At 42.8% G+C, this 24739-nt stretch carries 33 protein-coding genes; 7 read left to right on the forward strand and 26 right to left on the reverse strand.

Annotated features, from left to right (window positions below):
- Window positions 1–77: 77 nt before the first annotated feature.
- The 12 genes from FZC88_RS09810 to FZC88_RS09865 all read right to left on the reverse strand — a co-directional run bounded on the left by FZC88_RS09810 (window position 78) and on the right by FZC88_RS09865 (window position 8222).
- On the reverse strand, window positions 78–1319 hold the full coding sequence (locus FZC88_RS09810; RefSeq protein WP_148994650.1) for an ATP-binding protein: 1242 nt from the start codon (window positions 1317–1319) through the stop codon (window positions 78–80).
- Between the two features lie 268 nt (window positions 1320–1587).
- On the reverse strand, window positions 1588–2670 hold the full coding sequence (locus tag FZC88_RS09815) for a DUF418 domain-containing protein (RefSeq protein WP_187443567.1): 1083 nt from the start codon (window positions 2668–2670) through the stop codon (window positions 1588–1590).
- A 193-nt stretch (window positions 2671–2863) separates the two neighbouring features.
- Window positions 2864–3256 (reverse strand): DUF3021 family protein, encoded by a 393-nt coding sequence (locus FZC88_RS09820; RefSeq protein ID WP_148994652.1) that lies wholly within the window; start codon window positions 3254–3256, stop codon window positions 2864–2866.
- Between the two features lie 24 nt (window positions 3257–3280).
- Window positions 3281–3751 (reverse strand): DUF1648 domain-containing protein, encoded by a 471-nt coding sequence (locus FZC88_RS09825; RefSeq protein ID WP_187443568.1) that lies wholly within the window; start codon window positions 3749–3751, stop codon window positions 3281–3283.
- Between the two features lie 164 nt (window positions 3752–3915).
- Window positions 3916–4263, reverse strand: coding sequence for a hypothetical protein (locus FZC88_RS09830; protein WP_148994654.1), 348 nt, complete (start codon window positions 4261–4263; stop codon window positions 3916–3918).
- A 163-nt stretch (window positions 4264–4426) separates the two neighbouring features.
- Complete coding sequence (locus tag FZC88_RS09835) at window positions 4427–4972, reverse strand: hypothetical protein (protein WP_148994655.1); 546 nt, start codon at window positions 4970–4972, stop codon at window positions 4427–4429.
- Between the two features lie 56 nt (window positions 4973–5028).
- Window positions 5029–5412 (reverse strand): VOC family protein, encoded by a 384-nt coding sequence (locus FZC88_RS09840; RefSeq protein WP_148967714.1) that lies wholly within the window; start codon window positions 5410–5412, stop codon window positions 5029–5031.
- Between the two features lie 61 nt (window positions 5413–5473).
- The gene (locus tag FZC88_RS09845) at window positions 5474–5752 is read right to left on the reverse strand and encodes an ArsR/SmtB family transcription factor (RefSeq protein WP_148967713.1); all 279 of its coding nucleotides are present in this window, start codon (window positions 5750–5752) and stop codon (window positions 5474–5476) included.
- Window positions 5753–5988: 236 nt separating this feature from the next.
- Window positions 5989–6426, reverse strand: coding sequence for a VOC family protein (locus FZC88_RS09850; protein ID WP_148994656.1), 438 nt, complete (start codon window positions 6424–6426; stop codon window positions 5989–5991).
- 137 nt (window positions 6427–6563) lie between these two features.
- Window positions 6564–7187, reverse strand: coding sequence for a hypothetical protein (locus FZC88_RS09855; RefSeq protein ID WP_148994657.1), 624 nt, complete (start codon window positions 7185–7187; stop codon window positions 6564–6566).
- Complete coding sequence (locus tag FZC88_RS09860; RefSeq protein WP_148994658.1) at window positions 7184–7738, reverse strand: GrpB family protein; 555 nt, start codon at window positions 7736–7738, stop codon at window positions 7184–7186. The genes FZC88_RS09855 and FZC88_RS09860 overlap by 4 nt, the downstream gene beginning before the upstream one ends.
- Window positions 7725–8222, reverse strand: coding sequence for a GNAT family N-acetyltransferase (locus FZC88_RS09865; protein ID WP_148994659.1), 498 nt, complete (start codon window positions 8220–8222; stop codon window positions 7725–7727). Before FZC88_RS09865 ends, FZC88_RS09860 begins: the two co-directional genes overlap by 14 nt.
- A 164-nt stretch (window positions 8223–8386) precedes the next feature.
- Here FZC88_RS09865 and FZC88_RS09870 point away from each other — a divergent pair, with 164 nt between their 5' ends.
- Window positions 8387–8905, forward strand: a complete 519-nt coding sequence (locus tag FZC88_RS09870) for a hypothetical protein (protein ID WP_148994660.1) — start codon at window positions 8387–8389, stop codon at window positions 8903–8905.
- Window positions 8906–8919: 14 nt separating this feature from the next.
- Complete coding sequence (locus FZC88_RS09875) at window positions 8920–9393, forward strand: GNAT family N-acetyltransferase (protein WP_148994661.1); 474 nt, start codon at window positions 8920–8922, stop codon at window positions 9391–9393.
- A gap of 93 nt (window positions 9394–9486) precedes the next feature.
- Here FZC88_RS09875 and FZC88_RS09880 read toward each other — a convergent pair whose 3' ends face one another.
- Both FZC88_RS09880 and FZC88_RS09885 read right to left on the reverse strand, forming a co-directional pair.
- Complete coding sequence (locus FZC88_RS09880) at window positions 9487–9990, reverse strand: DinB family protein (RefSeq protein WP_148994662.1); 504 nt, start codon at window positions 9988–9990, stop codon at window positions 9487–9489.
- 371 nt (window positions 9991–10361) lie between these two features.
- The gene (locus FZC88_RS09885) at window positions 10362–11078 is read right to left on the reverse strand and encodes a hypothetical protein (RefSeq protein WP_148994663.1); all 717 of its coding nucleotides are present in this window, start codon (window positions 11076–11078) and stop codon (window positions 10362–10364) included.
- A gap of 112 nt (window positions 11079–11190) precedes the next feature.
- On the opposite strand from FZC88_RS09885, the gene FZC88_RS09890 reads away from it, so the two are divergent.
- The 3 genes from FZC88_RS09890 to FZC88_RS09900 all read left to right on the forward strand — a co-directional run bounded on the left by FZC88_RS09890 (window position 11191) and on the right by FZC88_RS09900 (window position 14430).
- Window positions 11191–12075, forward strand: coding sequence for an ABC transporter permease subunit (locus tag FZC88_RS09890; RefSeq protein ID WP_148994664.1), 885 nt, complete (start codon window positions 11191–11193; stop codon window positions 12073–12075).
- Window positions 12068–13081: a hypothetical protein gene (locus tag FZC88_RS09895; protein ID WP_148994665.1), complete on the forward strand. Its 1014-nt coding sequence runs from the start codon at window positions 12068–12070 to the stop codon at window positions 13079–13081. The genes FZC88_RS09890 and FZC88_RS09895 overlap by 8 nt, the downstream gene beginning before the upstream one ends.
- Before the next feature lie 158 nt (window positions 13082–13239).
- Window positions 13240–14430, forward strand: coding sequence for an MFS transporter (locus FZC88_RS09900; protein ID WP_148994666.1), 1191 nt, complete (start codon window positions 13240–13242; stop codon window positions 14428–14430).
- A 55-nt stretch (window positions 14431–14485) separates the two neighbouring features.
- On the opposite strand, the gene FZC88_RS09905 is transcribed toward FZC88_RS09900, so the two are convergent.
- From FZC88_RS09905 to FZC88_RS24435, 3 genes are all read right to left on the reverse strand, one after another.
- The gene (locus FZC88_RS09905) at window positions 14486–15631 is read right to left on the reverse strand and encodes a serine hydrolase domain-containing protein (protein ID WP_187443569.1); all 1146 of its coding nucleotides are present in this window, start codon (window positions 15629–15631) and stop codon (window positions 14486–14488) included.
- Window positions 15632–15809: 178 nt separating this feature from the next.
- Window positions 15810–16070, reverse strand: a complete 261-nt coding sequence (locus tag FZC88_RS09910) for a hypothetical protein (protein ID WP_148994668.1) — start codon at window positions 16068–16070, stop codon at window positions 15810–15812.
- 487 nt (window positions 16071–16557) lie between these two features.
- Window positions 16558–16800: a hypothetical protein gene (locus FZC88_RS24435; RefSeq protein WP_262371863.1), complete on the reverse strand. Its 243-nt coding sequence runs from the start codon at window positions 16798–16800 to the stop codon at window positions 16558–16560.
- Between FZC88_RS24435 and FZC88_RS09915 the strand changes: the two genes are divergently transcribed.
- Together FZC88_RS09915 and FZC88_RS24440 are read left to right on the forward strand one after the other, a co-directional pair.
- A complete protein-coding gene (locus tag FZC88_RS09915; RefSeq protein ID WP_262371853.1) occupies window positions 16706–17272 on the forward strand; it encodes an HNH endonuclease family protein in 567 nt (188 codons plus the stop codon). The two genes, FZC88_RS24435 and FZC88_RS09915, sit on opposite strands and share 95 nt — an antisense overlap.
- The gene (locus FZC88_RS24440) at window positions 17179–17592 is read left to right on the forward strand and encodes a hypothetical protein (protein WP_262371864.1); all 414 of its coding nucleotides are present in this window, start codon (window positions 17179–17181) and stop codon (window positions 17590–17592) included. The genes FZC88_RS09915 and FZC88_RS24440 overlap by 94 nt, the downstream gene beginning before the upstream one ends.
- Window positions 17593–17716: 124 nt before the next feature.
- Here the strand turns inward: FZC88_RS24440 and FZC88_RS09925 are convergent, their stop codons facing one another.
- From FZC88_RS09925 to FZC88_RS09965, 9 genes are all read right to left on the reverse strand, one after another.
- Complete coding sequence (locus tag FZC88_RS09925) at window positions 17717–18160, reverse strand: GNAT family N-acetyltransferase (RefSeq protein WP_148994671.1); 444 nt, start codon at window positions 18158–18160, stop codon at window positions 17717–17719.
- Window positions 18161–18286: 126 nt separating this feature from the next.
- Window positions 18287–18820, reverse strand: a complete 534-nt coding sequence (locus FZC88_RS09930) for a GNAT family N-acetyltransferase (protein WP_148994672.1) — start codon at window positions 18818–18820, stop codon at window positions 18287–18289.
- 598 nt (window positions 18821–19418) lie between these two features.
- Window positions 19419–19616 carry a hypothetical protein gene (locus FZC88_RS09935; protein ID WP_148994673.1) on the reverse strand — a complete coding sequence of 66 codons (198 nt, stop codon included), beginning with the start codon at window positions 19614–19616 and terminating at the stop codon, window positions 19419–19421.
- 194 nt (window positions 19617–19810) lie between these two features.
- A complete protein-coding gene (locus tag FZC88_RS09940) occupies window positions 19811–20791 on the reverse strand; it encodes a Gfo/Idh/MocA family protein (protein WP_148994674.1) in 981 nt (326 codons plus the stop codon).
- Between the two features lie 76 nt (window positions 20792–20867).
- Window positions 20868–21149, reverse strand: a complete 282-nt coding sequence (locus tag FZC88_RS09945; protein WP_148994675.1) for a cupin domain-containing protein — start codon at window positions 21147–21149, stop codon at window positions 20868–20870.
- 49 nt (window positions 21150–21198) lie between these two features.
- Window positions 21199–22488 carry a TRAP transporter large permease gene (locus FZC88_RS09950; protein ID WP_187443570.1) on the reverse strand — a complete coding sequence of 430 codons (1290 nt, stop codon included), beginning with the start codon at window positions 22486–22488 and terminating at the stop codon, window positions 21199–21201.
- Window positions 22485–22961 carry a TRAP transporter small permease gene (locus tag FZC88_RS09955; protein WP_148994676.1) on the reverse strand — a complete coding sequence of 159 codons (477 nt, stop codon included), beginning with the start codon at window positions 22959–22961 and terminating at the stop codon, window positions 22485–22487. Before FZC88_RS09955 ends, FZC88_RS09950 begins: the two co-directional genes overlap by 4 nt.
- Window positions 22962–23030: 69 nt before the next feature.
- Complete coding sequence (locus FZC88_RS09960; RefSeq protein WP_148994677.1) at window positions 23031–24053, reverse strand: TRAP transporter substrate-binding protein; 1023 nt, start codon at window positions 24051–24053, stop codon at window positions 23031–23033.
- Window positions 24054–24075: 22 nt separating this feature from the next.
- Complete coding sequence (locus tag FZC88_RS09965; protein ID WP_148994678.1) at window positions 24076–24726, reverse strand: bifunctional 4-hydroxy-2-oxoglutarate aldolase/2-dehydro-3-deoxy-phosphogluconate aldolase; 651 nt, start codon at window positions 24724–24726, stop codon at window positions 24076–24078.
- Window positions 24727–24739 lie beyond the last annotated feature (13 nt).

A 24739-nucleotide genomic window follows, 5' to 3' on the forward strand; every position in this document is an offset into this window, starting at 1 on the left:
TTAAAGCTTTACCGTGCTGGGGGCAGACACCCATATTTGATTATGTGGTGCAATGGGACCTGTCCCCATAGCTCACCCTATCCATTCCCAGGCAAGAATATCCGAAACGTCGTCCCCACTCCCCGCTCGCTTTCCACCTGTACTTCCCCCTTCATCTGTTTGACAAGTTGATAGCAAACCGTCAAACCAAGTCCCGTCCCTTTTTCCTTGGTCGAGTAATAAGGTCTGCCCAATACTTTGAGTTGGTCAGGTGGCATGCCGACTCCATTATCTTGGATGACGATCATAATCCGGCCGTCGTTTTGTAAAGTGGCTTTCGCCGTGATTTCTCCATCTTCTTTTACCGCCTCGATGGCATTTTTCAGTAGGTTGAGCAGCACTTGCTTCACTTCGATCTTTATTCCTTTGATCATCAGGCCAGCTTCAATGTTTTTCTTGATTTCTATGCTGCTCATCACAGCATAAGTAGACATCACATCAACGGATTCATTCATGGTGTCGGTCAGACTGAACACCTCGTATTCCTCCGTCTGCGGCTTGGCAAGGGAGAGGTATTGATTAATGACGTCTTGGGCATGATCTAATTCTTGTATGGATATGTCGATGAAGCTCTTCTGTTCAGTCGTTAACGTTTCTCTCTGCAGAAGCTGCATGAATCCTCTTACGGTCGTCATGGGGTTTCGGATTTCATGGGCAACGGAGGCCGCCAATTGACTGACGATAGTAAACTTTTCAGCCTTCATAAGCTCTTTTTTTATCCTGTTATGTTCCAGTCGGTTTTCAATCAGATAAATCGTAAGGATCAACGTAATCCATATGATCAAGGTAGAGCTTGCGACAAGCGTGAGCTGCTCTATTTCATTGTTCTGAACTAAATAAAGGGACCTTGTAACCGGGATGAAGAAATAAAAGACGGAAATCAGGAGCATCTTGTTCTTCCAAGTCAACCTTTTATACCATTTCGATAAAGGGATCAGCAACACACCATAGATCGCATAATTCACGAGCAAAAACGTCATTACATGGTTGGTAAATAAACCAATCAACAGCATGGCGATGAACATACTGAACCCCATTCTCTTACCACCATAGAGAAAGGCAAGGATGAAGGGAATCACTTTGAAATCGTACACATAACCGCTGGAGTATACAACGGGGAAGATCATTGTAAACAGTAACATAGCAAGATTCATGAGAAAGAACTTAAAGGAAAACCCTTTTGTATTGCTGTCCGATCCATTCGTAACCATTTGAAAAGCAAGAATCGTAAATAGGATAAATACCACATGCAAAATTAAATGATGGACAGTCTCAAACATATCAGGTCTCCTTTAAGAAAAAGAATCTTCTTTAATTCTTCGACATCCTTATCGGAAATCCTTTCCATTCATCACGAACATTCGACAAAAATCAATGGTTTTGGGCGATAGGTTCGTGAATACAAAAAGGCCTAGACGGACATTTCCTCTAAGCCTGTTCAATCAGATGAAAAAATTTGTCATTCATAACAACATCCGTTGTGTAGATAAGCAGCAAAGAACCTCCTCCCATTGCTTAGGCGGAGGTTCTTCGCATCCTTCAACTTATTTAACTGTCTACATTTATGGTTTGTTTAATGGCTGATTTTTTCCTTAAAATAGTCTCAAATGGTCCTTTTATAGACCGTTGATCCATATAATGAGCAATTATTACGGTAAAAATCCAAACCAATACGGCAATCACATCACTCCATAATTGATTGATGTGTCCACCAAGACCTCCAGCATAAGGGGCCAAAATCAAAACAAACAGAACGGACTGAAATAGATAAAAACTCAGTGAACGTTGTCCAAGTGCAGCAATAGACTTTGTAAAGCGCCCGCTTTTCCCTTCTACCTTAATGATAAAGAGTCCAATCAGTGCGGTCCATCCTACTCCACCCGCATAACCAGTGATGGTATGAAGTGACTTTGCCATTACTTCCAATCCATCACTGTAACTCGTCCAAAACAATGATGACATCAACGCCATCGGGATACCGCCGGCCGTCGATAGGAAAAGTCCCAATATACCAACCGTGAGTAGTGCCTTCTTATGTCTTATAGGATGATCTATTACCTGAAAACGAGCAACTAAAATACCCATTAGCACTCCTGGGATCACTTGATAACTCAGAACAGGCGTGTAGAACATCCATTCAACCATTCGGGTAATTGATGCCTCGAAGGGATCTTTAATCGTGGCTGAATTCGTGACTTCCATATTTAATGCATCAAAGCCCCTTGGCATGGACGGAGCAAACAAGCCCACTAAGACTAGAAAAAAAATCGTCAAAATGATGCTTTTTCTAGTCGATAATCGAAGAAATAAACTCGCAAAAAGGAGAGCGATAAATCCATACACCCCTATAATATCTGCAAAGAATAGAGTGGCGTGGAAAAAGCCTATCACTAACATCCAAGCTCCCCTACGCCTGAAAATTTTTTTCGTATCTTTCCAAGTGGTCCCTTTTCTCTCTTGCCCTTTATACACTTGATGGAGCCCATATCCAAAAAGGATGGCAAACAAAGGGAAGGCACGTCCATCAATGAAAACCTGCCTGAAAAATACAGTGAACTGATCGGTTAACGTAACTCCCAGGTCAGTTGAAAAGATAAATTGATTCGCGTGAGCCAATGCAATAAACAACAACATAAAACCTCGTGCTAAGTCTGGTGTTAATTTTCTTTTTTTAACATGTGAGATTGGATTCATAATGTTCCCTTATCATTAATTATTTTGGTTCGGAAGCAGGGGGACGGTTCTGAAGCACGGGGACGGTTCTGAAGCACGGGGACGGTTCTTATGCTTCTATGCTTTTGAAAGCAACAGACCCATTCATGTCCTATTGGTGCCGGGCTTTCAAATAAGCCCTTTTACGCCATGTAAAAATAAAATATGTAGTCAAGAATAAGATAACTCCAACCTTATTAAAAAGGAAAAATACGTTCACTGCATCTCTGAAAGAATCAAGCGGATAAAAACCGCTCAGAAGTAAAGTTGGAAAAACAGTCATCAGCATGGCCAAGTAATGAACCATAATTTGTTTTAAGAAACGCCATTTTTCAATTTCATATATGACGCTTGCCATTCCCAAGAAAAAAGCAATCAGACCATAAAAGAAGAATGTGTTTGAAATAGCTGATGTCCCTTGGAGTTGATTCCATAGCAGAGAAATGATGATCGAGAAACCAAATGGAATGACTCCTCTGATCAATCCTTTTTTCAATAGTTTCATTGTATGCTCCTTTCTTTACATCCTCTAATTTTTCAACGTTGCTGCCCAGAATAAATGGTAGATGGGGGCCATAAAACAAATACACAATAGAACGATGGCCATTGAAAAAGGCAATCTTGACTCCATTCCAACTGCATTTCTAAGAAAGGCTTCATTAGCAAATATAAAGGTTATAGAACCAAGGTGTTGAATGAGTACCATTACTTTATCGGCTTTTGCATATTGTATTTCTTTGTTCCCCTCCGTTAAATTAACATAGTTCAACTTCTCCGGTTTTTTGGCTACTAATCGAATAAGGAACCAGGTTAAAATACTTACAATGGGCATGATGAACAGGAAGTATTTTGAACCCCATTGATCAGGTTCTCCTTTACTAAAATGGATAGCGATTGTATTTGGAATCTCTGACCAAAGATAAAATAAATGAAAAGTATGATATAAAAGAATTGTAGTTGAGATTATTATAAGAGTTAATTTAAGAGGCTCGTTTCTCATTTGACCGTCACCCCATTGTATTTTTATTAAAACTTTCTCCCGTGCTTGGTAAGTACAATCAATCAAATATTTCCATCTATATAAATTATACGTTTTACTTGTCATTTGGTTTCAACAACGAAAAAAACGGACCCTCTTCTAAAAGAAAGCCCATTTCCCTATTCTTAACTCAATTTAACTGGTGAATGTATATCATCAGAATCCCGGTAGGATCGATAAGTTACCAATTCCTTTCCATTTAATGTGCCATCCAGTTGTAAAATACGTCCCTTGGTTGTTTCTAAGTAGAATCGATAGTTGTTCACGTTCAATCTAAAAAAGGTATAGGTGTTGCCAAGAAGATGCTTCTTGATTTCATCTGTGTCGGGGTGTATCTGAATGAAATCCGCCAGCTCCTGAACGGAAGCTGTGGGAATATCAGCGATAGAATAGTACGTCCCCTTCATATTGTGTTTGAACTTATTCATTGCTGCCATTGCCCTGTCTTTTAGTTTTCTGCCAGCTAACTCCATACGTCCACTCCTCTTTCGTTACTATTAAGAAGAATCCCCAATATCTCATAGAATAAACCGATATTTTTCCAACTGTCCTATCCCTATTTAATGAAAAAGGACCATTCCTCTACGTGTTGTTTACAGCACGTAGAAGAATGGCCACAAGGGTTAGGACTCTGAATTACTTCCAAATATCCATATACTTTTTTTTGTACTTTTTGTCGTCAACCGTATCAATCAGATCTAAAGCGGTTTGTTTGATAGACTCATCATTAAAATGATCATATAAATTCCTTATGTTTTGAAGGACGTCATTCCGGATTAAAGTAAAGTTTTTTTCATCTGTTCCTTTTTTAAAACGTTCAACCATATAATCCATAACCATTTCTTTTTGAGGTGTACCAGCAATTCCGACCTTCCAGATTGATTGGAGAGAATGCCTGGCCGTCACAAACTTTTCATCTTTTGTTACTTCCCACAACCTGGGGAAATCTTTCATCATCCTCATCTCTGGATCGCTGATGGCTAGGTTAGCTAAATACTGTGCTGCACGAGAGCGTTGATGGTTATCTTTATGAGTTAAGTCCTCTAATAGTTGATCCCATACTTCATATGCCCAATCAACTTTTCGGTCAGTTACCTTTAATATATATTGGTAGGCTTCATAACGCTCTTCTTTATCGCCTGACTTAGAATGTTCAAATGCCAACTTTACTTGACTGTCCATTTTTATCCCACCTAATTTTCAATGCTCCGATTCATTTTATACATCGTCATAAAAAATTACTGCTGTATCATCTGAATAAGGTTTCCACATGTATCGTCAAAGACAGCTATCGTGATATCTCCCATGGCGGTTGGCTCCATCGTAAACGTTACACCTTTTTCCACTAACCGCTCGTGCTCCTTGCGAATATCCGAAACTCCAAACATCGTTACGGGGATGCCGTCAGCGAATAATTTCTCTTGATACTCTTTCGCAGCCGGGTGCTCATTTGGTTCAAGTAAAAGCTCGGTCCCGTCCTGTTCATCAGGTGAAACAAGCGTAATCCACCGGTGTGCTCCTGTAGGAACATCATGCTTTTTCACAAAGTCCAGGGTGTCCGTATAAAACGCTAATGCTTTGTCCTGGTCTTGAACGAATATACTGGTGATTATAATTTTCATCCTCATTTGGCCTCCTTTAATCGTTGCGATGGCAGTTTATCTTCTACCGATTTGTGATAAATTAGTCTACCCATCCTTTCAATAAGTTTTCAAGTGGTTCTTTGTTAAACATAAGTACTCGATATTTTCCCTTCCGTTCTGAAATGACGAGTCCTGCATCTTCCAATAGATTAAGATGTTTCGTGATCGCCTGTCGCGAAATGGAAAGGTTGTGCTTCATAACGAGGCGTGCCGTAAGTTCATACAACGTCAGCTCGTTGCGGTCGGAAAGCTCATCCAGGATAAGCCGCCGAGTCGAGTCGCCAAGTGCTTTGAATATAGTGTCTTTGTCCCAAGTCATATATTGATTATATGCAACTTATTGGTTGCCCGTCAAGTATAAGCAACTATTTAGTTGCTCAACAGTAGGAACATTATGATATGATTCAGCTATATTCCCATTTAAAGATTTAGAGAGTCTTTAGGGATATAGAAAACACCAGAAACTTTTGGTTCTGGTGTTCTCATCTTCTTAAAGCACCCGATCATTCAAGAATAAAGGTGGAGATCTAAATCATTTAAAGTCCCATTCACTATTTAACTGATTTTCTCCGCCAACTCTAAAATAATCCCTTCTGGACCACGAACGTAGCATAACTTATAACTTTCTTCGTACTGCTGTATCTCACTAAAGATTTCCGTGCCCTTCTTTTTCAAATTGCCAACAATCGTTTCAATATCTTCAACAGCAAAGCAAATATGTCGGATTCCCAGCGTATTTGCTAAAGGCTGCTGAATACCTTTTTCATCTGACGGTGTATAAAATTTGACCAGCTCTATCCATGCCTGACCATCTGGCATCCCCAATCCTACACAAGCCGTTTTCACACCTTTAAGCCCCACTATTCTGTCCAACTGTTCTCCATCCAATTCCCATTCCGCTTGCACTACAAGTCCTAAATCAACAAAAAACGCCTTAGCCTCTGAAAGATCCTGTACGTTTATACTCACATGATCGATTCTATTGATTTTCATATTTCATACCTCCTTTGTTCCTGTTATTTTCAATACCTGTATTCGTGTAAGGTTTCTTTGTGTGAACCACAGGGACAGGTACCGTGGCTCTTATACAAAAACGAGCCCAAGGTGCCTGTCCCCATGGCTCCCTTGGCTCAACCCTCCATATTCAACTTACCCATTAACTCAATAATCTCGTCTTCCTCCCCCGCACCAACCGAAACCTGCTCCGTATCCTCCACAATCCCCTTCGTATACTCTTCCATTGACCCCTCTATCTGCTCACTACTCGGCCAATGGGAAGGTACATCATACACATTAATCGTGCCGTCCCCATTACCGCTATAGGTGACGATCCCATCTGCCGTGATTTTCCCGCTTAACACAATGACGTCTTCAGGATAATCCACGCTGTTGTCATCATAAGGATTCAGCTGCTCCCCGGCTGAAATAAGTCGAACATTCAGTTCCCCTACACCTTTATTCCCGATCACTTGTAACCAGACGCGGGCGTATTCGATTTTCTCTGAAGGGTATATAGACAGAGGGTCTTCTGTGCTGCTCGATTGATCCTGGGACGCTGCGTCTTCCAAGTCCACCGAATCGACCGGTTCTTCAGCTTGTGCTTCTTCTAATGTGTCTCCCCCGCTATCTTCCTTTTTGCTTTCCTGTCCAGTCTCCTCCTGCTTTGTACTTCCTGTTGGCTTCGCTTCCCCACTGCACGCCATTAAAAGGAATGCAGTGACTACAATCATCATCACCAGCAGTCGTTTTTTCATTTTCTCTCCCCCATTTCCGAGCTATCTAATACTCTTTGAATAAATGCTGCTTTCCCTTCCGAATAGGCTTCCCGATCGTCGGGAAATTGATGGGCCAGATGCTTTTTCAGCTCGGCATATTCTTCTCTTAATGAAGGATTTACGTTCAAACGATCCCGGAATGACCGCTGCTGTTCCCACCTTGGTTCACCTGTCAGCATGAGGTGTAGATGTGCAACACGTTTTTCGTTTTCCACTTTTATGAAAAACCTTCTCCACGGCCGGTTGTCAAGCTCTGCCGGTACATAATGCCATTCATCCTCCGCAAGTCTACCGGCGATTTCGTCAAGATCGTCAAAGGATGGGATCATAGCCATCACGTCAATAATTGGCTTCGCAGGAAGGTCGCGGATCGCGGTACTTCCAACATGCTCTACTTCCTTTACACCAAAGGGACTCAAAGAGTGTAAGAGCTCCTTCACTTCAGCTCTTCCCGCCTCGATCCAGTCCGGGTTTGGAGGTTCAATCTCGATTGCTTCCACAGCCCATTTTGGCCACTTACGATTTTCCATCCGTCAGAGTCACACCCTTCTCCAGTTCAATTTCATCCCTAATTGGAATCCCGTCATTCCCGATCAAGGGGATCTCAGGCTTTACCTTTCTCGCCTTCTCCACAGCGAACCGGTGAATAGTTGAAATCATGAAGCCCCTCTTTTGGTAAAATTTCAGTGCCTGCAGATTGTCATTGGTCGTAATCAGCGTGATGCGTTTACATCGATTCCCGGCAGCCACCTTTTCTACTTCTTTCATCAGTGCGGTGCCGACTCCCTTCTTTTCTTCCAAACTATCAAGGGAAATAATCTCGCATTCTTCTTCTTTTACCACATATGTAATCAAACCTACGATTACGGTTTCTTCATTCAGGTAGGCAAATCCGTCTAAAGCAGCACAGTCATAAATCCCACTGGAAATGACCATCTCCGGAATGCCCCAATGCCGATTGAAGAATTCAACCAGGTTCTCTTTCGGCATCTCTTTAAGTGATACGATCCTCATTCGTCTTCTCCCCCTTATCCGTTTCGTGAGCTACTCTACTGGAAGATACCATAGATTTAATTGTAAAAAAAGGAAAATACAAGAAACCATATGGTAGAATGGAATAAAATTCTCCATGTTTTATAAACTTCAAAAATACATGTATACAAGGAGCAATGGACATTTTGAAAAAGGTACGGGTTTTACTTTTACTAATGGCAGCGGTCTTATTTACCGGGTGTTACGGGAAAGAACTGAATTTGATCGACGGAGATAAACAGATAACCCAACAGATCGATGACGCGATTTCCCAATATATCATCCAGAACTACTCTACCTCCTACTACGGCACAGAAAAGCAGTTCGAAGTCCACAAAGTCTATGGAACGAGCGAAACGGATGGGATCCTGAGTGTATATATGTGGTCCTATTTTGGAGGATTTAATAAAGCGACCGGAATAGAGGCCCAGTCCGGGCATTCCTTACCCGCCGTGATCCGGTTAAGCAAAAAAGAGGGGACGTATTCTGTGATTGAATACATAGAACCAAAGGACGGCAGCATGTACCAGTCCTCCTTGGAAAAAATGTTCCCGGCGAAATACGTTAAATCCGCTCAGCGTGACAGTGGAAATATTGGGGGATTGCAAAAAAAGATGGAGAGAAAAGTGGAAAAATGGATCGAGAAACAAGACAAAGAATCCTAAGGTGGATGACAAGCATGGAACTGACCATTAGAAGAAGGACCGAAGAAGATATCAAAGAATTCATTACCTGGACCTATGATGGAATCTATTTGTTTTATGATAACAATAGTCAGGCAGAAAAAATCGAAGGATTGAAAGAGAGTGTTCATCTGGAAAGAGCCTTTTCAGTCGTTGATGAAAAAGAGAATCTGATCGGGAATTGTGAGTTTTATGATATAGAAGAAGACGGGAAAGACATCCTGGTCCTTGGGGTGCAAATGAAGCCTTCCATGACAGGAAAGGGATACGGTTCAACCTTTGTGAAAGCGATCATCGATCAAGGACGGGAACGGCTGAAGTTCACTCATTTGGAATTGGCCGTCGCAGATTTTAATGAACGGGCCATCCGGACGTATGAGAAAGAAGGATTCAGAAAAAGAGGAGAATTTGAAAATGAAATAAGGGGTCAGGTGTATCAGTTTGTTATCATGTCTAAGGATTGGGAGTAGTTTTTAAAAAAGGCTATCTTAACCTTTAATGTTAATAATAAATTAACATTCAGGGAAACCCTATTTCAATTGGGTTTCCCATTCGTATTAACATTAAAGTGGCGGATTTTCCACACCTAAGTGAATCCAATCTTCCTTTGGTGGTCCATAAACCCCAAAAGGTTTGATGCCAGCTTGACGCATAAGAATTGTAACTTGTCCACGATGATGAACAATGTGCTTAATTAGCCCCATCAAAATTTGAGCATTTGTTTCTTCTCTGCCAAATGCGGTTTGCACTTCCTTCAAGGATTCGTCTGTCCATTGTTCTTCAATGACTTTGATTGCATAAGAACTTATCTGTTTAAATGTTTCAGCAATTTCTTTAGCTGAGTTAGGGACATTTTTTGCATTTTCTACTTCGTTTACTTCCAGCCCGAAATGAGCTAAATACTCTGGGATATTTGTTGTAAAATGCCAAACAATCCTTCCCAATGTACGACCTTCTGGGTAAACTTTTTGATTCAATGAATGATCGGTTAATCCTTCCAAAACCTTTTGAGTTAGCGTTGCCTCCCAATTCCATTCTCTTATAAAGTCTGCAATCGTTACATACATATACATTACCTCCATAACCACTTTTCAATGAATTTTTTATTTTTGAAAACAGATTTCAAAACATTCGTTCGCATTATTCATTCGAATGAACACCAGCAGAGGGAGAAGGTTCAACATAGCGTTTAACTCATTGAATTACTTGCTCATTTTTGGTTTGCGGTAATATGTCGCTATACTTAAAAGCGTTGCTAAACGTTTTGCTTACCTTGATAACCCCCGCCAGAACAATTGTTCTCATTCTAATACTATCAAGAATTCGGACAGGTATCAAATAACGTCATTTACCTTAAACAGAGCCTATATTAAAAAAAGGTCCGCTTAAAGGGTCGGCCCTTTTAGAGCACAGGGACGGTTCTCTTGCTCCTTTTCATTTAATAGGAAGCACCAGAACCGTCCCCATGCTTCCCACTTTCAAACTCCAACGTCACTCCATCCCCATTCTCTTCATCAGCCTTCATGATGTTGACGTTTTGGATATATCCCTTGACCGGGTCATCGCCATGGACCATGGAATCTTCAGGATCCGCTTCCTTTATCACCTGCAGCCCCGACAGTTCATCCAGACTCCCCGCTTGTTCGATTAATTGCTGCTTGATCTTTTCCTCTTGTCCTTCTGGCTCAAAGATCAATTCAAATCGGTAGCGGGTTGACGTGTCCGGTCTGACAAATGTCTTTGTCGAAATGGTTCCGTCCTCCTGAACCGATGTACCAATTCCCACAATATTGGCAGGAACTTCATTCAAGGTCACAGCATTATTCTCCTCAATTTCCTCAACCGTTTCATTTCCTTTATAAGGCTTCAGGCTTATCTTTAAAAATGTGTCAGGCGGAAGATCCGTGTCACCTGATATCACCATATTTTCCCCATCCAATGTGAGAGAGGCATGGATTGTGAATGCAGGTTCTTCTTCAGCCTCTTCTTGTGCCACTTCTTCCTGTTCCTGCACTTTGACTTTTTGGCGATGCTCTTTTTGGATTTCCTTTTGCTCCTCATTTTGAGCGGTCGGGTCAAATACAATCCTGCAGGCTGAGAGGAACAAGCAAGATGAAAGGATGAGTAGGACAATTCCAAATCTATGACTATACATTTATATCACCTTCGACAATATTTTCAGAATAGTGTTTACTATTGAATTTCTTTATTGTACCATTTAACTAGTAAAAATTGTAATTTTTCGAGAGTAAGGCAGGGGAACTTCTATGAATAAAGTATTGCGCACGCCCTTTCATTTTGTGATTGTGTTAATAGGTTTGTTTTTACTCAGCGGTATTAGCGCTTTATTGGATTATGATACAGAGCTTGTCATCAATGTCGGTGCTTACGGGTTAAGGTTATGGCAGACGATTCTTGAACTCGCTTCCCCCTCTTCCATCATCGTCCTGTGGGGAGCAGACGATAAACAATACCACATGTTCGACATCTTTCTCAGTACCTATCCGTATTCATTCACCATCCTGTTCATCTCATTTTTGGCAGCCATCCTGATTTCGGTTGTGATGAGTTATTTGATAATGCTGATGCCAAGAAAACTATACAGAGCTTCAGAAAAAGGGGTCAATATCCTTGACGGAATACCGGATGTATTTCTCGTTGTGTTATTCCAACTGTTGATCATTTGGCTTTTCAAAAAAACAAACTTCCTCTTATTCGACATTTATACAACCGGTGAAGAACGGATCTATATGCTTCCGGTCATTTGCCTCTCGTTTCTGCCTGTGGTGTTTTTAGTGAAACAGTTCTTATTTCAACTGAAGGAAGAAGAAAGTAAGCCTTATGTAGAATTTTCATATTCAAAAGGCTTCAAAAAGGCATACACCATCTGGTTTCATGTGTTCCGGAATGTCTGGATTCATTTTTTCCTGCATTTGAAGCCTATTTTCCTGCTCATGCTTTCCAACCTGCTCGTCATTGAGATTCTATTCAACATAAAAGGCTTCATGACGGTCTTGTTCAGAACGGCAACCTCGTCATCGCCGGCCTTTTTCTTTGGGATGCTTCTGATCTTCGTACCATTCTACATCGTGTTTACGATCGGTTCCCGGCTATTGAAAAAATGGCTGAAAGGGGGAGAATACAATGTCTAGTACCATCATCAGACGATTGGCTTTCCCAGTGTTGATCATCATTGGTCTGCTTGTGGCGAGTTTCCTTGTTCCCGTCCTGTATCCTGATTATGAGGAAATCACACCCTATTTAACAGATGAAAATAATAAAGTCATTGCCGCGCCGCCTTTTACGGCTGAAGAAATGCCGCTGCTCGGCAGTGACAGATTGGGAAGGAACTTTTTGCTGCTCCTGATTGCCGGTGCTAAATTCACGATCTTTGCGGCCCTTGTCATAGCAGCCCTCAGGATGATCTTTGGATTTGGATTTGCCGTCCTTTATACGTTTCTGCCCGGTTCATTCACCCGAACATTAAAAGGATTGGGGGAATCGTTCCAATACCTCCCCCTTGCCATTGTCGTGTTTGGACTATTGGCACCACTAGAGGGGGCATTCCAGGGAGATGCCCTTCCTTCCGGCCGCTACTTTTTCATCCAGCTTGCAGGGATTGCGGCCATCACCATTCCTTCCCTCGGAATCTATCTCGGGGAAGAAATGAAGCTCTTTATGAAGCAGGAATTTGTCGATGTCTCTAAGACGATGGGTGCGAGCCGTTTTCATCTCGTACGGAAACATCTCCTGCCCCAATTTCTGCGCCACTCGATCGTGTTATTTTCGGAGCAGGTATCACAGGCTCTTTCCCTGCTGATTCAACTTGGGATCATCTTAATGGCCCTTGGAGGTATGAAGGTGGCGGAATTTTCAATAGGTCCCTATGAACCAAGCAACCCTGTTTGCTTTTCAGAAACGAATGAATGGGCTGCGACCATCAGCATGAACATCCAGCAAGTGTTCTCCACTCCCTTGCTCGTTGTCGTTCCATTAATACTTTTCTCCATCCTGATCCTTTCCATCAATTCCATCAGCTCCACGTTGAAGAAGATGTTGATTGACAGTGATCTACCTGTCCAACAAAAGGAGAAAGCAGAAAAGGAAGCAAAAGAAAAAGTGGTGGGTTCGGAAGAGTTGTTTACTTTTAAAGGTTGAATTGAAGGAAGAGAAGCACGGGGACGGTTCCCGTGCTTCCTTTTTGATTAAGAGGAAGCATCAGAACCGTCCCTATGCTTCCCCATTTTATGATATGATAATTAAATTGTTTGCCCATACTAATACTGATGTATTTCCATCCTAGAAAAGAGGTACTTATGCAAGAGACTGTATTAACCAAACAGCATTGGTTTCTTATCTTCACACTTAGTTTACTAACGTTTGTTCTCGGGACAAGCGAATTTGTCATCGTCGGGATCTTAACGGAGATTTCTTCGAGCCTTCATATAACGAACGCAAAGGCAGGTACGCTGGTGTCGGCGTTTGCGATTACCTTTGCCATTGCCACCCCGATCGTGATGTCCGCAACAAGTCATTTTCCTAAGCGGAAATGGATGTTGTTTTTGATAGGGTCGTTTATCATTCTGAATGTATTGTGTGTGATTTCGACGAGTTACATCATGCTCCTTGTCCTTCGAATGCTGACAGCCATCGTCACAGGCGTATCTATTTCCCTTGCCATGACGATCGCGAGCGAAGCGATTCCAGTGACCAAACGGGGAGTGGCCATTTCATTCGTCTTTGGCGGGTTCACACTGGCAAACGTGATCGGAGTTCCCATCGGTACCGTCATCGCGGAGTGGTACGACTGGCATGCCACGTTCCTGTTGACGACCATTCTTGGCGGGTTTGCCTTTTTGGCATCGTTCATGAATTTGCCCAGTAAGCTCAGTCAATACCGCAGTTCCATGCGTGATCAGTTCTCTTTATTGACCCACCCGCGGATCTTGATGGCTTTCTTCATCCCGGCTCTTGGATTCGGTGCAACCTACGCGGTATTTACGTATCTTGTCCCGATTCTGCACATGATGGGAGCACCAGGCAGTTCCATCAGCTTAATCCTGTTCGCTTACGGATTCATCTCGATATTCAGCAACATACTGGCCGGAAAGATTGCCAGTCACAATGCCATCGGACGCCTCCGATTCGTTTTCCTTATCCAGGCCTTTGTCCTGATCGGATTGTACTTTACGACCGGTCATTTTATCATCGGTTTGATCAACATTGGATTGATGTCCTTGATGGCGATCCTGCTAACGACCTCAACCCAGCTATACTTGATTGACCTTGCCGGTGTGTATCAACCGAAAGCGACAGGACTCGCCGCTTCCTTGATGCCCGTTGCAAGTAATGTCGGTATCGCCATGGGGTCAGCACTCGGGGGCCTTGTCTACCATCAAGGGCCATTGATGAATGTGTCACTTGTCGGTGGAGTGGTTGCGCTTTGTGCGAGTCTGTTGACATTCTTGAGTCATCGATTGGACCGGAAGCATGAGACATTAGCGTAGATATAAAAACTTGGCCGGACCCTCTACGTGTTGAGGGTCCGGCCATAAACATTTCTTAAATGTCATGTGATGAATCAATAAAAACGTCCATGATCTTATCACAAATATCATGATGAATAGTCCCGTCAAAATTCAATAAAACCACCACTCCCAGATTGAGTTCAGGTACCATGGTCATCAGGGATCTTACACCTAACTGGCCCCCACCATGTTCGACGATTTTATATCCCCTATACGTATCTGTAAACCATGCAAGACCATAGCTCCTGACATCACATCCAGGCGCCCTCCATTCTTCGCTTACAAGATGGACGGGCTTTTGCATTTCTTCTATTAATTCTGATTGTAAAACAGTCGATTCTTTATTTAAATGAAATGTTAAATAGTTACCTAAATCATTGGCGGTTGAATACAAATACCCGATTGGCGCCGAGATTGGATTGATGGGAAAAGGCGTTTCTATTTTATCCTCGCCTACATAATATCTGGCACTGTTCTGATCTTCCTCAACCTCATATGAGTCACTCGTCGTCCGCTTCATATCAAGGGGTGTGAGGATGTCATCGTGAAGGGATGCTTCCCATTTGCTGCCTGTCACCTTTTCAAACAGATCAGCAAGAATCACATACGCATCTGTGCAATAATTCCATCCTTCTCCTGGTGGGTATTCCAATTCTACTTTTTCAAACCATTTCGTGATATCTTCGCGATTCTTTATACTAGCAATCTCTTCTTCTGTCAGCTGATAATGATCCAATGCTTCCTGAAATTCCGTCGGTGTATCTGAGAAGATTTCCCTCACATTCGGAGCAATCATATTGGCGATTCCCACTTCTGAAGGAAAACCTGCCGTGTGGGACAACACATGCCTGATCGTGATTGCGTCACTCTGTTCTTTATTCTTCGTTCTGAAGTATGGCAAATAGGTAACAACCGCATCGTCCAATGCAATTAAATTCTTCTCTATAAGCTGCATAATGGAAAGGGCCATAAAGTTCTTGGAAATACTTTGAATGCTCATCCTAGTATCGCCGTCAATCGGGCGTTCTGCGTTACCGATCCGGGCGTTCCCGAAACCTTTAGAATAGATTGTCTCTGTGTCTTTCACAATGGCTACGCTTACTCCGACTCCATGGTGATCAGGAAGTAAGTCTCTTATGTAGTCTGTTAGTTGGTTATATTGTTCATTAATTTGTTTCATACTGACCTCCATATGTTCGCTTCCGGGTTCTAAATCGTACGATCGCTTCGTACACTTTTTGAGTACTCTCTCTATCCATTCTCTTTATGTTACCAAAAAAAAAGGTGCCTGACCCCCAATTCACTAAAGCTCTACGGGGCTTGGGATCAGGCACCAATATATGATTATTGTAATATAGTTAAGGCTGACTCCAAAAGAATGTTGAAACAAGTGGAACAACTACGGAAATGAGAAGAATGAAAGAATTACCTATGATTCCGAATGTTTTAAATCCACCTTTGGCTTTAAGACCCAATATCAGTCCGATCATCGGAAGCACTATGACGATCATTATCATTCCTTTTCCAGAGAATAAGTCCCCTGTTATAAACATCGATATAAAATAAACCGAAAATACTGCTAAAAAGAACAGAACTGACAGTAACCCGTACTTCTTCATTCTATATCCCCCATTCCCCTTTACTTTTTTTCCATTATATTACTTTTTCGTTATTTATTCAAAATTATTTCTTGCGGACGGCGGCTCCTGTAAAGAATAGGGCCAAGGATACCTGTCACCATGTTTCACACTAACCTGTTAAACAATTCTATAAGCTAACCGAATCAGAGACCGATACATCATCGTCTCATCATAAAAAAATACCCTTCCCAATATTCCAAGAAAATGTTGGAGTCAATCTCTTCAAATGATCACCCTCTATAGGTGTAATGACTCACGAAAAGCCGAACCGTGATGAACAACTGATCCTGATGGAATAGGAAGAAGGATTCAACCTTCGGAAAGTGTGGGGATTTACAAAATATTAACTTGTTAGAAGGTTATTCCATCCTCTATCATTTCAAGTAGAGGCGAACTAACGCTATAGTCAATCTTCTATGAAAATCACTTCAACATGAAACCCGATCCACTCCCTTTTCTGAATGTACTACATTGTTATGCCTGCAGGCTTACTATTAATATCCCATTCTCTCAGAATGAGATGTTGATATAAAAAAATACATACAGGAGGCATTCCCATGCTAAAGAAATCGATGTTGTTTGTTGTTGCACTACTTCTCTCGTTCGCTTTATTCCTGCCGTCAGCCCTAGCATTCCCGCCTGGCACACCGTCCAAGTCCACGGCCCAATCACAACTGAACTCACTGACTGTGAAATCCGAAAGCTCCATGACCGGCTACTCCCGGGACAAGTTTCCCCATTGGATCGGGCAAGGCAGCGGCTGCGACACCCGCCAGCTTGTGCTCCAGCGTGACGCCGACTACTACAGCGGCAGCTGTCCTGTCACGTCCGGCAAATGGTACAGCTATTACGATGGTGTTACGTTCTACGATCCGTCCGACCTTGATATCGATCACGTTGTCCCCCTTGCTGAAGCGTGGCGCTCCGGTGCCAGCAGCTGGTCGACAGAGAAGCGCGAAGACTTCGCGAACGACCTGAGCGGTCCGCAACTAATCGCGGTCAGCGCCAGCTCCAATCGCTCCAAAGGCGACCAGGATCCATCGACATGGCAGCCACCGCGTTCCGGAGCAGACTGTGGGTACTCTAAGTGGTGGATCAGTACCAAGTACAAATGGGGGTTAAGCCTTCAGTCTTCAGAAAAGACCGCGCTTCAGGGAATGCTGAACAGCTGCGTTTACTGATTTTAATACCAGCAATGCCCGTACGATCGGCTCGTACGGGCATTGTTCATACCAAACACAAGAATGGAGGAATACATATGGATAAGAAATCAACGATCTTTACCGCAACCCATGGTGTCATGACCTCTGAGGTCGGCGTCATCAGCGGCGAGCTTGAACTTGTCACCACCTGCGATGATGATGGTGTGCTGACTCTTGCTATTACATATGTGGGAGCTGAGGAGTGGTATTCGCTTCCGGGTGAGGAGTACCGTCTGCATGATGTGCGTGATCATGAGGTTGTGCATGGGATGCTTGCCGCTGTACTGGAACGTCCTTAACGAAAATCAAATCAACCGAAAGAAAAGAAAAAATGCCAGACAAACTGATTAGTCTGTCTGGCAACTTCATTGGCTTAACAATCGTTTATCAGTCTCATCTATAACCTGACGAAAAGGACCTCCATTACTTTTGCAAAATCATATCAATATGAGGGATACCATCATCCAGATAGGTTTCCGTTATCGCCCTGAATCCAAATGACCCATAGAACTCCCGCAAATATTCCTGAGCCTGAATCTTCACCGTTCTTCCCCCTAATTCATCATGAATGAAATCCAATCCTCTTTTTACCAATTCGCTTGCCAGTCCTTTACCACGATAGTCTTCCTTCACAAGAACCCTGCCAATGGACGCTTCTTTATACGAAACACCTGCCGGTAAAAGTCTCGTATAAGCAACCACTTCCCCGTTCTCTTCTTTATAAAGATGATACGCGTGCAGATCCTTCCCATCCACTTCCAGATAGGGACATTCCTGTTCCACCACAAAGACCTGGGTCCTCACTAGTAAAATCCCGTACAACTCGTGAGTGGATAGTTCATTAAAGCTCTTTAATTTCCAGTTCATGATATTGGACACCTCTTATGTACTGTTTTTTTGTTGGGTTAGAGAAGCGCGGGGACGGTTCTCGTGCTTCCTGTTCGTAAAAACGAAGCAGCAGAACCGTCCCCATGCTTACGATTCATTAGTTTATTATACAAATCTGTACATAAGAATATCATCAATATATTCACCATGATTTAACTTGTATTCTTTAATTAAACGACCTTCTTCCAAAAAACCCATCTGCTTGTACAGGGAAATTGCTCTTTGATTTGTTGAAAAGACCCCTAAACTTACCTTTTCAATTAATGGATTTTCTTCTGCCCAGTCTAATAATGCCTTTAAAAGCGCCTTCCCTATTCCCATGTCTCTGTAATTCTTACTTATCGACATTGAAACAGAGCCAGTGTGTGATAATCTCTTTCTAATTTGTGAACGAAATTCTATCGATCCGACAACTACCCCATTCACTTCCGCTATAATAAGAGTTTCTTTTATGTTATCCAATATACTTTGTATTCGTTCTTTCTTCTCCTGTAATGGCTTTATTTCTACCTCTTCTGATACTGCGATGAAATAATCACCTTCAGAAATAACAGAGCTCTCAATATCCAAAAGTACCTCCGCATCCTCTACTTTCACATTTCGAATTATGTACTCTACATGACCTTTAGACACTGGCATTTAAACCCTCCTAAGTGATGATCTCTAAGAAATAAATACGACATCCGATTATAATATCCTTCTTCAACGATCTGACTCTATTGTGGATTACATATAAGTATCTTTTATTCCTGATAACTGCCTTTTTAGTGAATAAATAATGATTCTTGAACAGTTGAATTAATGATCAGATAGATTGCTATTTATCGTAAATACACAAAAACACTGAAGGGAACATGATAAAATAAAATTTTAGATCTGAAAACGAGTATGAGAAAGCAGTTTTAGAGTTTTATCGGTCAAAGGACAAGGAAGATGAAAAGCCCTATATCTAGTTTAAGTAATGGATTAGAGTTTATGTTATTCAGCTCTAATGATTCATCTTTTTGAAAAGGAACCACGAGAACCGTCCCTATGCTCCATGCTTCAAAAGTAACCGTCTACTTATGGTTGAAAATGGTATCAGTAACATTTCACCGTTAAGATTGCCGTAACCATGAATATCCCTAAGGAAGCAAGCAAAAAAGGAATGATTGTAATCGAAAAAATTGTAACAGGGGTATCCGAAGAAATCTTGATGGCATATTTCATAAACACTCTTTCTTCATTTAGCATATGGCTAGACTTCGAAGCTGATTTTTTTGACTTCAAGACCTTCTGCCATAGTCAAAACCTGTTCTATTTGTTGCTTATCACTCACTACCTTTGTTAATTCTTCAGAAGATGTATCGTTTTCTACTTTTTGAATAAATAATGAACTCGCTTTTTCTTTATTCTCAATTTCAATAACTTGTTCACCATTCGAACAACCACTCATTATGAACACAAGGATTGATAGACTTAAAATTAGGATTTTAATTATTATTACACCTCATTTTCTTCTTCAATTGAGCTGACCTTTAACTTATTACCAATTATTTCAAAATCAAGTTACTTACTCAAGAAAAACATTAAACAAAAAGAAGCTCATCCTTGTTCCGGATGAGCCCCTTAAATCCAATTAGTAAACATCTACTTCCCCATGATTGAATCCATCACCCAGTTGGTTCGCGCACCAGAATCTCCAGTACTCGGACAACAAACGCCATCCTCGGTCAGCTCTCTTACAATAGTTTCAACAAGCGGCTGATGAACATGGAGGGGGTGTTCAAAACTCCATTGCTCTTTTCCTTCAACAGTCGTCAACGTGACTGGATCATCTCCAAAAGTAGAAAAGCTGATCTTCCCTTTACTTCCGACAATCTCATTCATGTCCACATCTTCAAAAGCCGTGAAACACCACTTTCCTATACCTTGAACGCCAGATTTGAATCGATATGTACCGGTCACAATATCTTCTGCCTCATAATAGCCCGCTTGATTCGACGCAAACCCTTTTGCTTCTTGTATGGGGCCGATAAGAAAATCAAGAATGTCGAGAGTATGGCTGGCCAAATCGAAGAATAATCCGCCACCAGCAACACCAGGCTGGACACGCCAAGGGAGGTCTTCTGAATCTTTCACATCGTCCCCTGCTTTTTGATACAGCGTCGATGAGACAAAACGAACGTCTCCGATCGCCCCCTGATCCAGCAATTCTTTAATTTTCAAAAAGCGCTCTTGTCCCCGGAGGTAATAAGCTACATACAAAGGAACACCAGCCTCTTTACAGGCAGCTACCATCTCACAGCATTCTTCGTAGTTACGAGCCATCGGCTTCTCAACATAAACCGGTTTCCCCGCAGCGGCTGCCTTCAGTGTATATTCCTTATGAGAGTCTGGCGGCGTAGCGATATAAACCGCATCTACCTTAGGATCGTTAATAAGAGCCTCCGCATCATCGTACCACTCCGGTACCTGATGTCTTTCCGCATAATCCCTTGCCAGTTCACCCGTCCTCCGCATGACTGCAACAAGATCTGAGTTTTTAACCTTTTGAAAAGCAGGGCCACTTTTCTTTTCTGTCACATCTCCGCAGCCGATTATTCCCCATCGGACTTTTTCATATTGCATGTGTGGATCCCTCCTCTTGAATGTCATTTTTCTTTAAGAGCCTCACACCCAAAACGGGGTGAGGATGACCTCTACCTTATCCCTGCAGCAAATCCTTCCGAATCGGCGAGAACATATCCAAAATTACACATTCCTCAAGCACTCTGACACGATGCTGGATACTCGATGGAATATACTGCGTGTCCCCTTGATTCAGGATCCTTTTTTCTCCACCGACTTCGAATTCCACTTGTCCTTTTTCAATGAAGCTTAGTTGTTCTTCTGGATGTTGGTCGATGTCACCGACGAATCCTTCCGCCAGTTCCACCTTCACGAGCATCATGGATCCTTCGCTGCTTAATATTTCCCTTTTCACCATTACGGTCCACTCCCCTTTTCAAATCATTTCAGTCACACAAGCCCGATTGTCAGAATAGGCTTGGGTTTATTAATTTTGGAAGATAGAATGCCACTTCCGGTAAAAATGCTACGAACAACAGGACGACGAGGACAATCAATATATACGGCATGACAGCAGAGAAGGACTTCTCGATGCTGAGATTGCCTATTTTCGCCGCCAGTAAGAGACATAACCCATAAGGTGGGGTGACGAGTCCGATCGCCAGAGTCATGACCACGATCAGTCCAAGGTGCACGGGTTCCATTCCGAATAGATTGGCTGTCGGCAAGATGACCGGTACGAATAAGATCATGGCCGGAATTGCATCCATGAACGTACCAACGAACAGGAAGAATGCGATGATGATCAGGATGAATACCCACTCTGCCCCAACGTTGTTCACGAAGAATTCCTGTGCCTTAACTGATAATTGATAGTAGCTCATCAGTTCACCAAGTGCACTTGCGGCAGCAAGGGCAAAGAGTGATAGCGAGCTTAGTGCCAGTGTATCTTTGATGATCTTTGGAAGATCGGAAAGTTTCAATGTCTTATAGAAAAACATACAAATCAATAATGTATACAAGCAAGCAACGGCTGCGGCTTCAGTCGGGGTGAAAAACCCGGAGATGATTCCTCCTATAATGATGATCGGAGTGATCAGGGCAGGTACCGTTTCGTACACCAGTTTGAAAAATTCGCCGAAGGTCGCACGTTTCGATCTTGGATACCCCTTTTTTAAAGCCATGATATAAATGAAGAGCATCATGCCAAGCCCAATCAGGACGCCGGGAACAATTCCTCCTAGGAATAACGCACCCACGGATGCATTCGTCAAACCTGCGAAAATAATCATCGGTATGCTCGGAGGGATGATTACACCGATTGTGGAAGAAGCTGCCGTTACACCTACAGCGGTTTCGGTATCATATCCCTGTTTCTTCATGTTCGGGATAAGAATTTTACCGACCCCGGCAGTATCAGCCTGCGCCGCTCCTGACACCCCGGCAAATATCATCGAGACCAGGATGTTTGCGTGAGCAAGGCCCCCCCTGATTTGACCAACCATCGTCAAGGAGAGGTCGATCAGCTTTTGTGAAATCTTCCCGTGGTTCATCAGGTTTGCAGCCAGGATGAATAACGGCACCGCCAGCAGGACGAACGAGTCGATCCCATTCAGCATCTTCATTGGGACCGTCACCTCTGGGATATAAGGAACCGTAAAAATACCGAGGAGGGCAATGATGCCGATGACAAAGGCAATCGGTACACCTATCAACATCAGAATGAGAAATAATCCAACCAACCCTATACCAATCATGATTGTGCCCCCCTTCCTTTAAGTGCTTTGATATTGTTGACTAATTGACTCGCCGAGTAAATCATCATGGTTGCCCCCATGATTGGGATGGCAATCCACACATATCCCATTTTCAACTCAGGGATGGACGTCCAATTGTAGTTCCAGAAATTCTGTACGGCTTCAATTCCATAGTAGAAAAGAGCAAATGAGAATAATAAGATCACAGCATCAATCACGATCAGTAATGACACTTTCGATTTCCCTTCCAATTTCTCTACAAGGAAGTCGAAGCTGAAGTGTTCCCTTTTGCTCACCATGACGGATGCCCCCATAAAGACAGACCAAATGAAGGAATAGTTGGCTACCTCCTCTGTCCATATGACAGATATGCCAAGATGTCTGGTGATGATTTGAACCATAATCGCTGCAAAAAAGATAAGTAAGAAAATAGCACCGATGGTCATTTGGATTTTTTCAAGAGCCTTAATCATCTTGATCGTCTTCCCCCTTTCACAATTAAAGGGAAGAACAGACCATCTCTTCCCTTTTACCAAGCGTTTTTACTTAAGCTTTTTAACCTTTTCAAGCAGGTCTTCTGCTCCCATGTCTTTGGCTGCTTTCTCATGAAGAGGCTCTGCCAATTTAATGAATGGTTCACGGTCAATTTCGTTCACTTTCGCCCCTTCATCGATGGCTTTTTGTTTGTACTCATCTTCCTGAGCATATACCGCTTCTCTTTCTGCTTTCACAGACGCCTCTGCTGCTTCGATGATGATATCCTGTTGTTCCTTCGAATAGGAATCAAATTTCTTTCCGTTCACCAGTAAGAAGCGTGTAGTGTAATCATGCGCTGTTTCAGTGATGTATTTCCCGTTGTCCGTTTTATGATGGTTCTGCTGTACGAAGTATGGATACGAGTTTTCAGATGAATCGACGACATTTTGCTGAAGCGCCTGATACAGTTCCCCCCAAGCAATCGATGTCGGGATGGCCCCTACTTTCTTCCAATAATCCGCCACAACACCTGAGGTCTGCGTTCTAAACGTCATTCCCTTAATGTCATCCATTTTTTCAAGCGGCTTTTTCCCGTAATAATGTCTCACACCGGCAGACCAGTATCCGATCAATTTAAAATCATTGTTGGACTTTTCGTTGATCAATTTCGCCATTTCTTCCCCGACTTCTCCGTCTACCGTCTTTTCCCAATGATCATAACTGTCAAAAAGGTAAGGAAGCGCCAATAGGTCGATTTCCTTGATTCCGGTCTGAGTCATGAAACCAGGTGATACGAGCACCACATCCGCTCCGCCAAGCTTCAGTTTTTCAACAAGTTCTGACTCTTCCGTTCCTATTGTCCCTGCGTGTACTTCGACTTCGATATCGCCGTTTGACTTACTTTCAGCCACTTCCTTGAATTTAACCAGCCCTGTTTGATATGGATTATCCGGTGATGTCTGGTTGTGTGCCGCTACAATCTTGATTTTCTTGCCTGCTTCTCCCCCGGCTTCGTCACTTCCGCATCCGGCCAGAATGCCGGAAACAGCCAACAATAATACAAATGAAATTGAGAAAAATTTCTTCATCCCTAGTTCCCCCTTATTATGATTAAATGGTTTGAACAGCCTTTACCTTCTGAACGATTCGTGTGTATTCGCGGGCTTTCTGCGTCAAGCCCTGAAAATCTTCGTCATGTTGCAATTGTTTCGGATTTACCAGGTTCCCCCCTAGGCCCACTGCCAGAGCCCCGGCTTCCAGATATTCCGTAAGATTATCCATATTGATCCCCCCGGTCACCATCAATGGGACAGCTGGGAAAGGACCGTGAATGCTTTTAACATAGCCCGGTCCGAATGTATTTGCCGGAAATACCTTGATCATGTCCGCCCCGAGCTCATATGCCGTCAGGATTTCCGTCGGTGTCAGGGCTCCCGGTATACTTGCGATGCCGTAGCGTTTTGTCATCTTCACCGTGTCTGCATTTAATGTCGGGGAAACGATGAATTCACTCCCGGCCATGATCGCAGACCTTGCCGTTTCCGGATCGAGGACGGTGCCCGCACCAGTCAGGACCCTGCCGTCCATTTCTTCTCTTATGATTTCTATCAATCTTGTAAACTTCGGTGTCTCGGCCGTGATCTCAAGCACTTTCACTCCGCCCTCATACAGGGCTTCTGCGATTGGCAGAATCGTCTGTGGAGTGGCTTCCCGGATGACAGCCACAAGGATTTCTTCTTTTATAAACTCTATCGGGTTCACATGATCACCTCCC

It is taken from the genome of Rossellomorea aquimaris (genome assembly GCF_008180865.1).
Taxonomy (GTDB): domain Bacteria; phylum Bacillota; class Bacilli; order Bacillales; family Bacillaceae_B; genus Rossellomorea; species Rossellomorea yichunensis.

Excerpts from the sequence above, each read along its gene's own strand:
- FZC88_RS09900 (WP_148994666.1), top strand. The coding sequence starts at position 13,240 with ATGCAAGAGACTGTATTAACCAAACAGCATTGGTTTCTTATCTTCACA.
- FZC88_RS09925 (WP_148994671.1), bottom strand. The coding sequence starts at position 18,160 with ATGAACTGGAAATTAAAGAGCTTTAATGAACTATCCACTCACGAGTTG.
- FZC88_RS09890 (WP_148994664.1), top strand. The coding sequence starts at position 11,191 with ATGAATAAAGTATTGCGCACGCCCTTTCATTTTGTGATTGTGTTAATA.
- FZC88_RS09810 (WP_148994650.1), bottom strand. The coding sequence starts at position 1,319 with ATGTTTGAGACTGTCCATCATTTAATTTTGCATGTGGTATTTATCCTA.
- FZC88_RS09845 (WP_148967713.1), bottom strand. The coding sequence starts at position 5,752 with ATGACTTGGGACAAAGACACTATATTCAAAGCACTTGGCGACTCGACT.
- FZC88_RS09855 (WP_148994657.1), bottom strand. The coding sequence starts at position 7,187 with ATGAAAAAACGACTGCTGGTGATGATGATTGTAGTCACTGCATTCCTT.
- FZC88_RS09895 (WP_148994665.1), top strand. The coding sequence starts at position 12,068 with ATGTCTAGTACCATCATCAGACGATTGGCTTTCCCAGTGTTGATCATC.
- FZC88_RS09885 (WP_148994663.1), bottom strand. The coding sequence starts at position 11,078 with ATGTATAGTCATAGATTTGGAATTGTCCTACTCATCCTTTCATCTTGC.
- FZC88_RS09860 (WP_148994658.1), bottom strand. The coding sequence starts at position 7,738 with ATGGAAAATCGTAAGTGGCCAAAATGGGCTGTGGAAGCAATCGAGATT.
- FZC88_RS09850 (WP_148994656.1), bottom strand. The coding sequence starts at position 6,426 with ATGAAAATCAATAGAATCGATCATGTGAGTATAAACGTACAGGATCTT.
- FZC88_RS09950 (WP_187443570.1), bottom strand. The coding sequence starts at position 22,488 with ATGATTGGTATAGGGTTGGTTGGATTATTTCTCATTCTGATGTTGATA.
- FZC88_RS09865 (WP_148994659.1), bottom strand. The coding sequence starts at position 8,222 with ATGAGGATCGTATCACTTAAAGAGATGCCGAAAGAGAACCTGGTTGAA.
- FZC88_RS09830 (WP_148994654.1), bottom strand. The coding sequence starts at position 4,263 with ATGGAGTTAGCTGGCAGAAAACTAAAAGACAGGGCAATGGCAGCAATG.
- FZC88_RS09960 (WP_148994677.1), bottom strand. The coding sequence starts at position 24,053 with ATGAAGAAATTTTTCTCAATTTCATTTGTATTATTGTTGGCTGTTTCC.
- FZC88_RS09955 (WP_148994676.1), bottom strand. The coding sequence starts at position 22,961 with ATGATTAAGGCTCTTGAAAAAATCCAAATGACCATCGGTGCTATTTTC.
- FZC88_RS24435 (WP_262371863.1), bottom strand. The coding sequence starts at position 16,800 with ATGGAGCTTTCGGATTTCACAGTCAGTGAGTTCAGTTGTGATTGGGCC.
- FZC88_RS09945 (WP_148994675.1), bottom strand. The coding sequence starts at position 21,149 with ATGGTGAAAAGGGAAATATTAAGCAGCGAAGGATCCATGATGCTCGTG.
- FZC88_RS09930 (WP_148994672.1), bottom strand. The coding sequence starts at position 18,820 with ATGCCAGTGTCTAAAGGTCATGTAGAGTACATAATTCGAAATGTGAAA.
- FZC88_RS09820 (WP_148994652.1), bottom strand. The coding sequence starts at position 3,256 with ATGAAACTATTGAAAAAAGGATTGATCAGAGGAGTCATTCCATTTGGT.
- FZC88_RS09910 (WP_148994668.1), bottom strand. The coding sequence starts at position 16,070 with ATGAAGAAGTACGGGTTACTGTCAGTTCTGTTCTTTTTAGCAGTATTT.
- FZC88_RS09880 (WP_148994662.1), bottom strand. The coding sequence starts at position 9,990 with ATGTATGTAACGATTGCAGACTTTATAAGAGAATGGAATTGGGAGGCA.
- FZC88_RS09875 (WP_148994661.1), top strand. The coding sequence starts at position 8,920 with ATGGAACTGACCATTAGAAGAAGGACCGAAGAAGATATCAAAGAATTC.
- FZC88_RS09835 (WP_148994655.1), bottom strand. The coding sequence starts at position 4,972 with ATGGACAGTCAAGTAAAGTTGGCATTTGAACATTCTAAGTCAGGCGAT.
- FZC88_RS09825 (WP_187443568.1), bottom strand. The coding sequence starts at position 3,751 with ATGAGAAACGAGCCTCTTAAATTAACTCTTATAATAATCTCAACTACA.
- FZC88_RS09940 (WP_148994674.1), bottom strand. The coding sequence starts at position 20,791 with ATGCAATATGAAAAAGTCCGATGGGGAATAATCGGCTGCGGAGATGTG.
- FZC88_RS09935 (WP_148994673.1), bottom strand. The coding sequence starts at position 19,616 with ATGAGTGGTTGTTCGAATGGTGAACAAGTTATTGAAATTGAGAATAAA.
- FZC88_RS09905 (WP_187443569.1), bottom strand. The coding sequence starts at position 15,631 with ATGAAACAAATTAATGAACAATATAACCAACTAACAGACTACATAAGA.
- FZC88_RS09840 (WP_148967714.1), bottom strand. The coding sequence starts at position 5,412 with ATGAAAATTATAATCACCAGTATATTCGTTCAAGACCAGGACAAAGCA.